Consider the following 14,891-nt stretch of genomic DNA (forward strand, 5'->3'; position numbering starts at 1 on the left):
AATCGTAATGCAACTACTGTTGGTTTAACCTCCATCTTGCGCTAGCTTTTTCGTGCCTTTCGTGATTTTCGTGGACAATTTTTTAATTCAGTTAACTCTGTGAATCTCAGACGGTTTAATTTTTGCGGCTTAGCTAAACGCAGCTCCTGTGGCTTCCGGCTTTATGATGCCGGAGCCGCCATTTTGTTGTTTGGCCTTTTCAGCCAACACGCCGGACTGAAACAAACCGGAACTGCGGCGCTCACCGAATTGGCGGCCCAAGGCTACCAAATCCCCAATGGACAAGAGCCAGTGCGCGTCTTCCCCGCGCTGACCCAAGCGCAATTTTCGACCCATCATGCCGGAGGTTGGCGACCGGGCAGCATTTATTTACGCGCCGAACCGGAAGGAGATATTGATGCCAGCGTGTACTTGCGCCACGAACTCTTCCATGAAGCCAGTTTCCGGACTTGCGGCGGACGCTTGCCAGCTTGGGCTGAGGAAGCCGCCGCCATGCACTTTAGCGGCGAATTGGTGGGTTTTGAAAGCAGTCCGCCCAGCACCATAGAATTGCAAGATTTTCAAACGCGCTTGCAGCAAAGCCAAGCGCTGGACAACACCGACCGCCAACTGCTCAAACGCTTGGCAGCCAACACCGTTTGGCCTGACACGCCCTGTACCATACCGACTAAATTGCAAGCCTTGCTAGGGAACAATTCCGGCCCGGCAGGAAGCCGCGCATATTTATTGATAAGCTTGCCGTCCGCGCGGATATTGGCAAGCAGCGGCAATCAGGACATCCGGCTACCGCCTGGATCGTTATTAAAAATCCCCTACGCGGCGGCTTTGCAACACGCCGATCCCGAAACGCTAGGCAAAGAACTGGCGACCAGCGACACTGACAAATTGCTGCAACGCAGCGAACACTACCAACACCCGCGTTACCGCCTCTTGTTATCCGCCATCAAAGGTAACTCCGTACCGCCCGATAAACCCCAACAACCGCAAGACTGGCGGGCTTTGTTAGGCGAACGCAAAACTGATGGCAGTTTTTTCGTGCAAGCCACTTTGCCGGAACTGGCCTTGACGATGCGGGCGGCGTTGCTCTCGCAACCGGATTATTTCCGTGGCCTAAGCCAAAACGGCGTATTGAAAGGCTCGACTTTAGAAGGCCAACGCACGGCGGATAAAAACGTCATTCAACACATCCAGGCAATGGTCAAAACAGGCAGCGTCACCAGCGCTGACGGGCAGCCCCAAGTCGGGCATTTGCTCGTAGCATGGCCCTCACCGCATCCGGTTTTTTTGGCAATATTTCGCCAGCAAGGTTTACGCGGCGCGGCACTCTTGCCTTGGGCCGCCAGCCTCCTCAAACAATGGCAAGACGACTATCCCGTAGACCTAGCCACCGTCCGTGTCAGGTTGCTGACGCTAACCCCGCGCAACAGTTGGGAAGCCAGCGCAGAATGTCCCGAATTGCCTGGATCAGACAGCCGTTTTAGCCTATGCGGACAATACCGCCTGATTTCCAGCGCCCACGGTAGCCGCCCCGAACGGCTGGTAAACGGCATCTTGCATGAACCACCTGGACACGGGCCAGCGGTTTTGGAAACCGACACCCTCAGCTACACCGATGCGGTCATCAACGCCGAAGCCCCTGCCCTCACAGGCGAAGCACGGGCCGCCATGCGTGCGGTCATCGCCTGGAACGGCAGCCACGGTGCGCATCGCCATCAGGATAAAAATGACAGCGGCTCCCTGTGCGACACCACGCATTGCATGGTGTTTATGGGCAAATTGCCGACGGACAAAACCGCCAGCGGCGGTGACATCAATCACAAGCTGCTGAAATGGCTAGACCAACTGGCGGCGGCGAACCAACTCAATTGGCTGCCGTTCGAGATAGGCGGCGAACAAGCCTGGCAACAACAAATTTCCTCAGCCACCTTACAAGCGTTGTTTAAGGAAAACTGGATTTTGGACATCCGCCGAGAACGGCGTAAAGATGGAGGGCGGTTTGTCCATCTGTACTATCCTGAGCATGAGGAAACCCTCAGTTGCGAGATTTTCCGCAACACCCTAAAACTCCCCTCCTGCCCTGACACCATCAAATCGGTTGACCAAAATGCCTGGTACTTCGAAGGAATCGGCGCAGGCCACGGCCTAGGCTTGTCTATTCTGAGGGCCGACGCTTTAGCCGCCCATGGACGGAGTGCCGAAGAGATTTTAGAAGACGCTTACCAGCGTAAAAGGTGATTAAGGGCATACCCCTATACTCTGAACGGGCAAGTTTTCGGTTTTTTTATGGTTCATCCTCCCCCGTTGAAAAAGCACCCGGAGGGCATAAAGGGGATTGGGGAGGATTTATTTAAAAAATCTCCCCTAACCCCTCTTTTTCAAAGAGGGGAACCGCAAACTGATATGTTTTAAATCAACAAGATAGCTCATACAAAAACCAAAAATGTGACCGTTTGAAGTATATATAGCGGGGATCAATAGCAAGACCAATAGGATGTTCCCACCGATTGACCAACCCCGACAGGCCATACGCAAAGTGAAAATCCACACCACGCCTGTTGCTTGGATTGCAACCCTGCTGGGTTGCCAGATACCATGAAAATGACCAACAACGCTTAGCCAAATTCATCCAAGACCAATACAATTGGTATCTTGATATGTAGCCTGATTGGCAAAACTATGGCTATACAACCACTCACTGTGCGAATACATCGACGAAAAAGCATGGCGAAAATACAGGACTTGACTTGTAAGTGGGAAAGTCTCAAAAAACAGTACTACTTGCCCCTGTCTCTGCGGTGTTACGAATCATTCTTAATTAAGGGGAAAAGCAACTGTACAATAAAAGCGGGTCACCATGCCAGGTAGTGTGTTAACCAAATTCAGATAATCACTTGTAGCACAATCCCTATGAAATACTTATCGCTGTTCCGAATGCCAACCCCGATGAAGATCACCGGGCGCTCTTCAAGCATTACAAACGCATTCATCAATTCCATAATTCCCGTCGTGCCGCCGAGCGCGAAAGATGTCAAACAGGCCTTGGAAATTCTCGGGATGACCCCAGAAACATTTCAGTGCGCATACTGTGGCAGTGTTGCTTCGGAATGGGATCACCTCCGCTCACTCGTCAAAGATAAAAAACCAACTGGCTATATTTCAGAAATCCACAACCTCGTACCATGCTGCGGAAAGTGCAATCAGTCAAAAGGCAACAAGGAATGGAAAACCTGGATGCATAGTAATGCGAAACTGTCTCCAAAAGCGCGTGGCATTAAAGACATTCCAGAACGAGTCAAACGACTGGAGGCTTACGAGAGTTCCAGGGCTCCAACAAAAATGGATTTTGCGGCCATTGTTGGGCTGGATATTTGGGCACAGCACCAAAGTAATCTAGAGCGGGTGCAATCCCTTATGCGAGAATCGCAGGAGCTTGCTGCAAAAATAAATGTCGAAATCGCAAATGCATACAAAGCGCTCTAACCCGCTCAACCTCGCATAATGCGCCTCCAACTGGACGGGGTTTTACAACCCCGTCCCTAACGTTTTGCCGGTGCTATTATTTCCGAATGGCAGTGGAACCTTGCGGACATGGCAACATGCCCCATCCGGCTGAGGAGCCAAAATATATTTCTAAAATGTTAACTATTCACTACCTCTGTGCATGCCCGAAAAGTATACTCCCCGGGCATTAAAAAAATGAACGGGGCTCAACGTAAAGCCCGCCCATAAATTTTCTCACTCAGGAAGGATGGCCATGAATACGACAAGACCCAATATCCTCTTCATTTTAGTCGACCAAATGCGTTACCCGCCGCATTATCCCGATGACCCGCTCGACCCTTTATACCAGATACTCCGCTTCCAAAAAGGCGACCTGCAAGACAATCCCTATGCCGACCTGTTTCCGGGATTCCGGTTGTTGCGTGACCACGGCGTGTCCTTGCAAAACCACACCACGTCCAGCATCGCTTGCGTGCCCAGCCGCTCAACCATCATGACGGGGCAATACAGTGCGCGCAGCGGCGTGACCCAAACCGAAGGCATGTTCAAGGTGGACACCGACCCGGCCTTCCCCTGGTTACCGCAAGATGGCGTGCCGACCATGGGCGACTGGTTCCGCGCCGCTGGCTATGAAACCCATTATTTTGGCCGCTGGGACTTATCCAACCCCCCGATGGCTAATTTGGAGCAATGGGGCTTTAGCAACTGGGAATATTCCTACCCTTCCGACCAACGTTTTGGCACACCTAACCTCGGAGTTTATCGTGACAAAAGCTACACCGATTTGGTCAACACCTTCCTGCGCCGCAAAGCGTTGGGTGTGGAGGCCAATATCATCAACAGCAACAACGCCACCAACGCCACCTTCGACCAACGGCCTTGGCTGGCGGTGGCCTCATTTGTCAACCCGCATGATATAGGTGCGTACCCGTTCCCGTGGCGGCCCGGCGTCGAGGCTCCAGGCCCTGAGGCGCAGAACGCCCGACCGCCTGGACGCATCACCCCCTATGGTGCGCCAACCAAAGGCCGGCATAGCCAACCGCCAGCCTACGGCGGTAAACCCGCGACCTACCGCGTGCCGCTTAACCCCGGTGGCTTCAAGTTGGACAAGGTCAAGCTGCCCGCCAGTTGGTCTTCTGACCTGAAAGGCAAGCCCGACTGCCAATACGATTATTCTTACAAATTCCAGTTGGCCCTAACTACCTTACGGGGTCAAAACGCCGTCATCCCTTCGCCTTATCCGTTTAAGATGCAAAAAGATGCCGAAGATTGGTACAGCAGTTATCTGGAGTTTTACCTGTATTTGCAATATTTGGTGAACCTGGAAGTCAGCGCAGTCCTGGAGCGTTTATACGAGAGCGGTTTGGCGGAGAACACCATCGTGGTCTTCACTTCAGACCATGGCGAATTGGCGGGTGCCCACGGCGGGCAACTGGAAAAATGGCACGGGGCGTATCAGGAAAGCATCCACGTCCCCGCCATCATTTCCTCACCTAGGGTCAACCATCGCAAGGAAATGCGCATTGTGGAAACCCACACCACGCATGTGGACTGGATCCCGACCCTATTGGGCTTGGCAGGATACGACGAAAACGACCAAGCCAGCTTGGCCAAATTCATCCAAGGCCACGATGTCCGTCCGCTGGCCGGGGAAGACCTCTCACACGTCATCAGGCACGGGGCGGAGAGCAAACGCCAAGGCGTGTTGTTCGTGTCGGATGACAACATCACCGCACCGCTGGACACCAACTATATCCAAGACAAGTACAATTGGTATCTTGACATCACCCAACGCCTGACCAGCCCGACTGGCGAACCTACGCCCCATCAACCGCTCATCGTGCCGGGCCCCGTGGTGCAGCCTAACCATGTGCAATCCTATTTCGAAAACCCTTGGAAACTGGTGCGCTACTGGGATCCTGGCAATATCAAAAACACCCAATGGGAGCTGTACAACCTGTTGGTTGACCAAAATGAAAATTGCAATTTGCTAGGTTGGGACAAACAAACGGGGGCGCCTGAAATTCGCGGGGAAGTTGTTGAGCGGCTAGGCTTGTCGGTTGCGGGTGTCAAACAAGCTTTGGCCTATCTGCAAGAACAGCTCAACCAAGCATTGCTCAACGCGGGCTACAACCGGCAGGGCGCACAGGATCTAGGTTATGTGGCTGACGGGTTGCCGCCCGAAACTTAAGCTTTAGTTGGCAACGCCCCGAAACCGGGTTGGCATGGCGTATCCCATGCCAACTTCCACCTACTGAAAAACAGCTGCCAAGGCGATAAGGTGTACGGCAAACGGCCCGACAACCTCAGCGGCACGGTCTTGTCGGGCATCACCCTTGCCAGCCAAAACAGTATCGGCCTTTTCTGGGTTTTAAATTACGCCGCCATAAACCATATAAGCATCCCCCTCATCGTTATTATCGGCGTCCCCCCAGTTACCTAGAATGAACGCATTAAAACGAAACACATTGATAATCAATATGTTATAAACACGCAAAACAATCAAAACTTTTACCGTTTTTTATACCCATTGATTTTGTAATGAATAAAAAAGCCAAATGCGTTTGCCCTGGCTGATAACGGCACAATGTGCGGTGTTTGGGTTTTAGTGACCAGATACCGCCATTCTTTAGCTTCAACGTCGATGTGTTCCCATTAGGCTTGTCTGGGTTCACCCTGTCTGACGAACACCAAGGTGACAAGCTGTAACGCGGACATTGGACAATAAAAAACCCGCCAAGCCAGTCAGCTTGCGGGTTTCTGTACTTCTTTGGCCAAGGCCTATCTAATGTTAGCCTGTATGCCTTGATAATAAAGGCTTTGTGTTTTCCATTTTTAAAATGTACCCCCAAAAGTACCCCCAACTAAGCGGGGTTGCCCATCTTTTGGGCTAATTTTGGGAATTAGGCCACCGTTATTCCATCAGTTCCGCTTTCTCGATTTGTTCCCTTAGCCAGACGACACCGCCTAAAGCTATAAATTTTTGATGCTGTGCGGGGGTCAGCCGGATAGCGGTGTTCATTGCCCTTTCTTCTATCGGTAACGGCTTTCTTCCACCACCTTTGGCGCGTGTCTTTTTGGGTTGTTGTTCCATTGTGTAGCCTTTGAAAAGTGCCTGAATAAATTCTTAAGGCATACCGCAACCGTTGCGGTTCTGTATGCCTTATAATTGTTAATATTGTAAAACATTAATAAATGATAATGTCAATATATTTTTATTGGGGTAAAAAATGGCTGTAGGCCGCGTGTTTCCTGTGTTCCTGAAAGTCAAGTTATTTATGTAAAACATTAATAACTTCGCATAAGGGGCATTATGTTAAATTATGTTAAATTATGTTTTACATAAATAACTGCAAGCGTTGCGGTCAGGCGGTTAAGGCGGACAAAATGCGCCGTTCAGTTTTCGCCTATAGGCGAATTTAAAGGTTTTCGGGTTTGTCCGGTATTCACCAGAAAGCTTGTTTTACCTGCAATGGCTTACCTCAAATGTGAGACGGCGCGAAGAGTCCAGCGACACCCAAGCTATAAGCACTTACTCTCCCCCCGCCCCCATCAGATACGCCAAAAGGTAGGGCTTGGCATGGTCATCACCTGCAAGCCAAGGCGAAATAACATAATATTATCAATTAATTACAGGCTTGTAGTCGAGACCATAGGGATTGCAAATCTTTCCAGCCGCCGCACCTTCGAGTCGCTTGGCTATAAAAAACGTTTCGGTAGTACCTTTTTATTTTCTGGCCTTTATGCCCGATACCGGATTGAATTCCCGCCTGTGGGCTTTGTTGGGTAACAAACTTATCTTGTAGTGCCTTTGCCGTTTAGTCATAGCTAACAGAACCCCCCTATAAACCCAAGAATTCAGGAAAAAAGCGCGGTTGTTCAAGCCCGTGCAGACTAATAGCAGCGTAGTACCTTTTCCGTCCAACCCGCGCCGCCCGTGGGCTTTTTCTATTCAATTATCGGGAAGCCTGAACACGATTAGGGCGACGCAAAGGCAAGGGAAAACCCTAGAGATTTGACCCCGCCCCCACGGGGCTATAAAAATATTCCTCTACCCCCTCCTATGTGTAGGATGTGGGGAATGTGGGGAGATAGGCTTCTAGCCCTTGTGTGGCGCGGCTTCCAGCTCCCCACATGGCCTCAAAATGAGGGGAATCTCCCCACACAATTTGGCTGTTTTGTGGGGAGTTGGGCTTTTTTAGGTCGTTTTTGTGGTCATCAGGCGGCATTTTTGGTTCCGGCGCGGTTTTTCTTGCTCCCCACATTTGTGGGGAATCTCCCCACAAAAAAAATCCCTGTGGGGAGCTGTAAGACTTGATATATAAGGGCTAGAAGCCTATCTCCCCACATTCCCCACAAAATAATACTATATCCACTTAACTTTTTTATTCGCCCGACTCGACCAGCTCGGCGGACAAGACCATCACGCGAAGCTCACGCCCTGCAATCATGCGCTTGACAGCCAAGCGGGGTTGGTTGCGGCTGGCGTTCGGTTCAGTCTTAAGGATCAAGCCCCGTTCGTGCATCCGCCGCCATAAGCTGGCAGGGCTAATCAGGAAGGTATCGCCTTGGTTTCTGGCGAACTGTTGCACCACCTTGAACGCCGTTTCCTGCTGTAGCCATAGCTCGGCGTGGGTGTTGCCTGTTGGGTCACAGTACCAGCCGATACAATCCCCCATCGGGCTATGAGTTTTATCACCCATAGGGCTGACACCGTCCAGCCGCCAACCCCACGCATACGGCCTCAATGTCGGTTCGCGTTGCTTTAATCGGCAAGCCACATGGGCATTGCCGGAACTGAACACAGCGCGAAGTAGCTGTAAGAACCGCTCGATTTCGTCCTGTTCGCTTAAATACGTGCCTTGCTCGCTAAAAGCTTGCTGTAGGTTGGCCTCGACCGCTAACAGGCAATCGTTCCCGCTTTCACTGCTGGCACCGCCCACGGCTTCCAAGAACGCCAAGAACTGCTCAGCCCCCGCCACCATATTGGCGTAAATCTCAGGGGCGCGGGGGTGTGAGGTGGCAAGACCATCGCGAATGCTGGCATTGCGTAACGCCTCCACATTTTTAGGAAAAGTTTTTTTCAATTCATCCAAGCGCGGGGCTAACCATTGCAGGTAAGCCGACATCAAGCCCGACAACCGCCCCGACTCGGCGGCTTGCTGTAATCTGGTCAATACCGCGTTATCGACATCAGAACGGCTAAGCTCCAGAATCAGCAAGCGGCCTAACAGCGATTGACCACGCGGCAAATCTTCGGCGGTAACGATCATCAGCGAACGGTTATAGGGCGCGGCCTTGGCTTGCATGTCCGCCCCACGCCTCCCACGGCCTGCCTGATTGCCTGTATTGCGTATCAGCCGTTCGGCCATCGCGTGGAGCTTTGCCGCCTCGCTTTGGGATATGGAGGGCTTGAAGTCATCGACCACAAACACCGCATCCTTGGCTTGGTGGCTCTTCATTTCGCAATCGTTCACACTGTCCGACCAATTGGCGGGAAAGCTTCGGGCGGTGAAGTTGCCGAAAAAGGCTTGGGCAATCGCGGCAACTGCACTTTTGCGCGATCCGGTCAGGCCATGCAACCAGATGGCAAAGTCTGTCGGGTGGCATTCCCCCAAGGGCGCACGGGCAACCGCCGCGAACAAAGCCGCACCCACATAAGGCTTGCTAGGGCATAACGCAAATAACGCCAAGGTGTCGGCTACGGCTTGGCTCAAGGCTTCACCTGTCAGAGGTGCGGCCAGTTGGTAGCGGCTCATGTGGCCACCGCCCAAATCCACCTCAGCCCCGCTTATCAGGCCATCGGCGGTTAACGAACCCGAACCCGTGAGATAGTGCCAACGGTCATTAATCAGCTTCCAGCCCGTATATTTGTAGATGGAACGGCGCGGCACATCGCCCGGTAAGCGGGAATGCAAATGGATACAGGCGCGTAGGTTGTCTTTTTTTGCCGCACCCGGATAAATAAAGGGCAACGTCCCCCAATATTCATTCGCCCAATTGCCTTGCGAAGAATAAAACGCCTTTGCCGGAACATCCACCAAGGGCAAGGCCACGCCGTCCGACCGCTTGCCCTCGACACGCAAAAAAGCGGTGTCGGTCAGCCCGTCATCCGCTATGATTTCCTCGACAATCCGGCAAGTGAAGTCACACAAAGGAAAATCAACGCTTTTAAAGCCGCCCTCACCATCCTTTACCACTTTGACCTGATGGAACGCGCCGTTAATCACTTTGTAATCGCCAAACTGTTCAGGGCTTTTTGAGCCTTTGCTACCACCGCTATTATTGCCGCCATTTCCGCCCGTGTTGCTTGGCTTTTTAGGTGGCGGTTTCTTGGCGGAATTCACCACTTCCAAAACAGGTTTTTTCGTGTCCTTATCCATTGCCTAGCTCCTTGAGAAAAACGGCGTAATCGTTAAAATCCCCATGAATCGGGGGTACGGCAACGCTACCATTGACCGCTTGCGCGGCCTCCGTGGCTTTGGTCAAGCCGGGATTTCCTAGTGTTTTCGTGTCATTGTCCGCACAGAACACCAGTTCGGCATCAGGCAGTTTTTCCCGTAACAGCCGCCCGACCGCAAGCAGGTTATTTGCCGTAAAGGCGATATAAACGCGGTGTCCGGTTTCTTCGTGCAGGGTGGCGGCGGTGGCAAAGCCCTCGGCGATCAAGACCGTGTCAGATTTTGCCCCAAGCCACCAAAACAAACCCGCAAGGCCACCACCTGAAAGCATATCTTTATCCCTGTCCAGTTCTGGCGATCTGGCAGGAAATATGGCCTGTAGGCTACGGATAGCCCCACTCGCGTTATAAAGTGGCACTAGCAGGGCGTTTTCTATCACCAGCTTGGCAGGTTTGCGGTTTTCTTGAAGTATCAGCCGTTCCCAAGTGGCCACCCGCAACCAGTGCGGCTTAACGTGCTTGCGGACAAGGTAAGGATGGCTGGCAGGTGCGGGGCTGGCGTTATCCCAAAGCGATTTCGCCCGTTTGGCGGCCTTGTTTTGGCGTTGCAATAGCCCAGCCTCACGGCGGCGTTTTTCGCCCTCGATACGGGCGCGTTCTTCGGGGGATAGGCTGCCTTGCTGCATCCTGTTGATAAAGAACGTCTGCCTTTCACCGCTTTTATGATTCCAGACAATCCCGCCTTGCCGGTCAGGGAACAGCTTAATCCGTGCATCGTTCTTGCCTTTGTGGTCATCGCTCAGGTTCGCCACATGCCACACACCATCGGCGGCAACGGGTTGGTAATCCACGCCAATTTGTTCACAGGCTTGGCGGCAAGCGTCTTCAAGGTGTTGTATGTTCATGCTTTTGCTCCTTGCGGGCAAAACGCTGGCAAAAAACCACCCCTCGGGCTAAATAAGCCCGCTGTGCACAGCACGTTTTTACCAGCAGAAAGCCCGCTTAATCTTGAGTTAAGAGGGCTTTCTTGCGAGTGTTTCCCGCATAAATTCAGCCAGTTCGGGCTTGAGCAAGAAAGACTTGGCCTGCTGTGACACATGCAGCAACCCTGCCAGCACATCCATCTGGTAAGACACGCTGAACAGCAACGCCGCCATTTGGTCAGTGCTTGGAGCTTCTTCCTCTTCCTTCAGGTTGCCGTGCAATTGCTCGCCAAAGGCCGCTAAGGCTGATGACAGGTTTTGCGCCATGTTGATGGCATCCTCGTCCAAGTTTGCCAAGCATTCCAGCCCTGACTTGTCGAGATGGTGACAGCCAGCCAAAGCAAGGGTAGATAGGGCGAACAAAACAGATTTTTTGCCGCCTTTTGCCCCGCTGGCTGTTAGGTTTTCGTTTGGATTTAAGTTTGGGGGGGCGATGGATTGGTCGTTGGCCGGATTTTGGGTGGTATTTGATTGGGTGTTCATACGGTGGCTCCTAGTCTTGAAAGGGAATAACCGCCGGTCATGCTTTCCACGGCATGGGCGACGGGTTGCAATGGGGTGGAAATACCGCGACTAGGTGCGGCCGGCGTTGAACGCCGCCCAAAGCAACCCGCCATAACAGAATAGGCACGGCTTGCCGCCTGCCTGAATGATGGGCATAAAAAAGCCGCAAAGAATCGCGGCGTTTTAACGCCTAGTCTAAAAAACAGGTTTCCACGCCCGGCCTTACTTTTTTTGTAAGGCATGGCAAGCGTAACCGCCAAACGATAAGCCGTCAAGAGTGGGCAACAATACGGCCTTTTTCGGCCAATGGGGTTGGGTGCGGTGGTGTCGTCAAAATACGCAATCATTCCGCCCCCTCATGATAGTGGCCTTTCAAGTGGCAACGTATCTCGGACAGGAACTTAATGACGTTTCCCCTAAAATCACTATCCGTATGGAGTTGATTTTCATACATAAAGTAGGATGCGGCTTCGTAAAGACCAATGACAAAGTTTTCTAAAAAATCAATGCCCTCTTGGTTTCCGTCTCTACAAAGCCTTACCAGCCAATCAATAAAAGCAAATGTATCGGCATCATGACATTTCAAGAAGGCTTCAAAGCGTTCGGTGCGGCTTGCCTCGCTGGCTACCGTAGTTTCAACGCTGCTGGCGGTGACTTTTGGGACTGTTTGAAGCGACGCAATAGCGTATAGGGCGATAAGTGTAGTCTTTGCTCTTTCTGCACCTTCTGTGAAATCATTAGTTTGTTCAGTTTCCCCATACTGTGGCTTTAGCACTTCTATTTCATTGAATAAGTGACCAATGTCAAAATCCAATGAGGCCAATAAGGATAATAGAAGGCAATGCAACTGCCTTGGTGTTAGTGTGTTCATTTTTCGCCCCCCAATTCAGCAACTAAAGCCCTGATTGAATCAACATCCCAGACACGGCAACGCGGGGATAGGAGCTTTCCGGCTGGATAGCGGCCTTCCTTCACGCCGTTAAGAAAACTGGTTTTGGAGATATTCAAGAACGCCAGAATAGAAGGCAGACGCGCCACACCTTCAGGCGGCAATGGCGAAGGAACGTAGGTTACTTTGTTGCGGGGTTTGGGTGTGGGGCATGTGGTTTCCTGCCCGTGGTGAACCGCCGCACTTATCGGCTTGATTTTGTGGGGCGGGGTTTTTTGGTTGGTTTTCGTTGGCATTTTTTGCACCTCTTTGATATTTAAATAAAAGAAAGTGCAAGTTTATGGGGCTTGTTTTTTAATGTCGGTGGAAATTGGAAAAAAATAAGGCCGACCATTTCCACCCTTACTGATTTTTTACTTTTCGCCTAAAGTCTTTTATGTGTTGTTCTGTAATAGTTACGCCTAAAGCCACACTGAATATATCGCTCCAATTGGCTAAGGTAATAATCTTTTCTTCCAAAATCTTTGGTGAAAAGCATTTAATATCAATTTGATGTTGCAATTCATCATAAAAATTCATGAAAAAATCATTAGCGATAGTGGTTTGGTTATTTACATCAACCAAAACAGAATAATGTGTTGAGTTGTAGCCTTGCTTATACTGCCTTGAGATTTCATCCAGCAAACTGTTTGTGGACGGATAATATTTAAGGTCAAGGTTTCTTGCCTTTCCAATCAAATCCCTAGCATAGAGGTTATACCTGACTTTTGTTTCGGCATCGGCTTGATTTTCAATAGTGCTTTGTAAAAGCCCTAATGGGTGAAAATCAACTTTTTCACATAGCCCGTACTCAGTGCCTATCATGTCAGCCAACCGCATCAGGGTTGATAATTCGTTGGCACGCTTGCTGATGTCCAACAATCTTTTGGCAAAGTCTTTTTTGGCGTTCCTTATCTTGTTTGCATTTTCTTGTGGATAAGCAACTGAACAGTGAACAAGCCAATCTAGGAACTTGCCCCATTGAGAATAAGCAGAATAATGATCATGATCTTTGATGATGCCATCAATTTTCTGGAAAGCATTCAAAAAACCACAATCTGTTGAATTTATCAGCCGTTCTACAACGGGTAATTCTCTTTTTAGGAAATGGTCTTTGTCACTTAACCAGAAGTAAGCAAACTCAGGCAATTTCAGCCTGTTTTGTCGGTTTTTATGTTCAGACATAACGCCCCATTAAAGCGCGATCATTACGAAGGGATTAACCGGAAATAGGGTAATGACTCCTACTTATTGCCCCGTCGGGCTATCCGGTCAGGTTGGATTATATCAAAAGAGTACGCCAAGGGTGAAAATAGGGCGTTATTTCATATAGCTAGGTGGTTTTATTGGTCTAAATAGGTTTTGAAAGGTGTCATATTGACAAAAACGGGTTAATAACGACCAGCCGCCCATCAATGACTTGCCCGTGCTGCATGTCTTCCGAATACAACAGGGTGCAATCGGCTTGTAGGGCGGCGGCAATGATGAGGCTGTCGTAATGGGAAAAACCGTAACGTCCGGCTATGTCGATGGCGTTGTTAAGCGTGTTCAGGGTAAGCGGTTGCAAGTTTAGGCATTCTTGGCTGATCCTGTTAATAACGGCGCGGATAGCGGCTGTATCAAAGCCTAGCTTGCGCCTCATGATATTGGCGGTCTCGCTCAATACTTGCACGGACATAACGGGCTTGTCCGCCAATAATGCCAAGGCTTTTTGTTGTTTTTGCCCGTCTTTGCTCAAGCTGTAAATGACGATATTGGTGTCGATAAACTCACCGGGCATTGGCTTCTTCCCGATCAAAGGTAAAGCCTGTCATATCTTTCTGATAAGGCTTGAAAAACGCTTGTAATTCGCGCCGTTTAGCCTGTTCGTTACGGTGTTTTTCAATGAGCTGTTCAATGAGTTCGGCAGGGGCAAGGTGTTCTTGCCGCGCCATGTCGTTTAGGTTGTTGGCGGCTTGGTCACTGATTTGTAGAGTTTGCATAGTGGGTTTCACTGGTAAGGTTGGTTGTTGGTCAGCGGTAAATGCCTTTCCTGTGTCCGATTTCAATCGCTAAGATAAGCAGTTCGCCGTCTTTGATTTGGCAGATGATCCGGTAATCACCGACACGGTATCGCCAATATCCGGCAAGTTGGCCTTGTAGGGCTTTTCCGCAGGCGCGTGGGTTGCCTGTTGTCTGTAAGCCGTCAATAAATGCCTCCAGCCTTTGTTTTTGTGGTTTGTCCAACGATTTCAAAATCTTTGCGGCTTTATCATCGACCTTAACTGTCCACGTCATAAAGCCCCGCTTTAACTTTTCCCCACTCCAAAAGCGTACTGTTGCCGCTTTGAAGTTTTGCCAATGCTTCATCAGCCGCCCGTGCGTCCTGCCAATCCTCAAGGCATTCGGTCAATAGCCTGTTTGCCAGTTGCGCCAAGGTGGTATGTTCCTGTTCCGCCATCTCAGCCAGCAAGGCGGTGGTTTCGTTGTCGAGTTCTACGGTTGTCATGTCTTGCCCCTGTTGGTGTCTTGTCGGACTTTATTATACGTCTCTGGACAATTCAAGCCACAAAAGCAATCCGGCATCACACGGCTT

14 protein-coding genes are annotated in these 14,891 nt (G+C 50.7%); 3 read left to right on the plus strand and 11 right to left on the minus strand.

What is annotated here, in order from left to right; translation table 11 throughout:
- The first annotated feature begins 99 nt into the window (after positions 1-99).
- From METMI_RS0121135 to METMI_RS24965, 3 genes are all read left to right on the plus strand, one after another.
- Positions 100-2,235 carry a hypothetical protein gene (locus METMI_RS0121135; RefSeq protein WP_019868293.1) on the plus strand — a complete coding sequence of 712 codons (2,136 nt, stop codon included), beginning with the start codon at positions 100-102 and terminating at the stop codon, positions 2,233-2,235.
- 672 nt (positions 2,236-2,907) lie between these two features.
- The gene (locus tag METMI_RS24960; RefSeq protein ID WP_156829936.1) at positions 2,908-3,480 is read left to right on the plus strand and encodes an HNH endonuclease; all 573 of its coding nucleotides are present in this window, start codon (positions 2,908-2,910) and stop codon (positions 3,478-3,480) included.
- Between the two features lie 274 nt (positions 3,481-3,754).
- Complete coding sequence (locus METMI_RS24965) at positions 3,755-5,692, plus strand: sulfatase-like hydrolase/transferase (protein ID WP_019868295.1); 1,938 nt, start codon at positions 3,755-3,757, stop codon at positions 5,690-5,692.
- Positions 5,693-6,415: 723 nt separating this feature from the next.
- Here METMI_RS24965 and METMI_RS0121155 read toward each other — a convergent pair.
- The 11 genes from METMI_RS0121155 to METMI_RS0121210 form a co-directional block, all read right to left on the minus strand.
- Positions 6,416-6,595 (minus strand): hypothetical protein, encoded by a 180-nt coding sequence (locus tag METMI_RS0121155; protein WP_019868297.1) that lies wholly within the window; start codon positions 6,593-6,595, stop codon positions 6,416-6,418.
- Between the two features lie 1,291 nt (positions 6,596-7,886).
- Positions 7,887-9,884 (minus strand): hypothetical protein, encoded by a 1,998-nt coding sequence (locus tag METMI_RS0121160; RefSeq protein ID WP_019868298.1) that lies wholly within the window; start codon positions 9,882-9,884, stop codon positions 7,887-7,889.
- Positions 9,877-10,806 (minus strand): toprim domain-containing protein, encoded by a 930-nt coding sequence (locus METMI_RS0121165; protein WP_019868299.1) that lies wholly within the window; start codon positions 10,804-10,806, stop codon positions 9,877-9,879. The genes METMI_RS0121160 and METMI_RS0121165 overlap by 8 nt, the downstream gene beginning before the upstream one ends.
- A gap of 108 nt (positions 10,807-10,914) precedes the next feature.
- The gene (locus tag METMI_RS0121170) at positions 10,915-11,367 is read right to left on the minus strand and encodes a hypothetical protein (protein ID WP_019868300.1); all 453 of its coding nucleotides are present in this window, start codon (positions 11,365-11,367) and stop codon (positions 10,915-10,917) included.
- A gap of 364 nt (positions 11,368-11,731) precedes the next feature.
- A complete protein-coding gene (locus tag METMI_RS0121180; protein ID WP_019868302.1) occupies positions 11,732-12,259 on the minus strand; it encodes a hypothetical protein in 528 nt (175 codons plus the stop codon).
- On the minus strand, positions 12,256-12,573 hold the full coding sequence (locus METMI_RS25855) for a helix-turn-helix transcriptional regulator (protein WP_019868303.1): 318 nt from the start codon (positions 12,571-12,573) through the stop codon (positions 12,256-12,258). Before METMI_RS25855 ends, METMI_RS0121180 begins: the two co-directional genes overlap by 4 nt.
- Positions 12,574-12,679: 106 nt before the next feature.
- Positions 12,680-13,501: a hypothetical protein gene (locus METMI_RS0121190; RefSeq protein WP_019868304.1), complete on the minus strand. Its 822-nt coding sequence runs from the start codon at positions 13,499-13,501 to the stop codon at positions 12,680-12,682.
- A 187-nt stretch (positions 13,502-13,688) separates the two neighbouring features.
- On the minus strand, positions 13,689-14,096 hold the full coding sequence (locus METMI_RS0121195) for a PIN domain-containing protein (protein WP_019868305.1): 408 nt from the start codon (positions 14,094-14,096) through the stop codon (positions 13,689-13,691).
- Complete coding sequence (locus METMI_RS0121200) at positions 14,086-14,298, minus strand: hypothetical protein (protein ID WP_156829937.1); 213 nt, start codon at positions 14,296-14,298, stop codon at positions 14,086-14,088. Before METMI_RS0121200 ends, METMI_RS0121195 begins: the two co-directional genes overlap by 11 nt.
- Before the next feature lie 31 nt (positions 14,299-14,329).
- Positions 14,330-14,593 (minus strand): type II toxin-antitoxin system RelE family toxin, encoded by a 264-nt coding sequence (locus tag METMI_RS0121205; protein WP_019868307.1) that lies wholly within the window; start codon positions 14,591-14,593, stop codon positions 14,330-14,332.
- Positions 14,577-14,804 carry a DUF6290 family protein gene (locus METMI_RS0121210; protein WP_019868308.1) on the minus strand — a complete coding sequence of 76 codons (228 nt, stop codon included), beginning with the start codon at positions 14,802-14,804 and terminating at the stop codon, positions 14,577-14,579. Before METMI_RS0121210 ends, METMI_RS0121205 begins: the two co-directional genes overlap by 17 nt.
- Positions 14,805-14,891: the final 87 nt, after the last annotated feature.

It is taken from the genome of Methylovulum miyakonense HT12, assembly GCF_000384075.1.
GTDB classification, from domain to species: Bacteria; Pseudomonadota; Gammaproteobacteria; order Methylococcales; family Methylomonadaceae; genus Methylovulum; species Methylovulum miyakonense.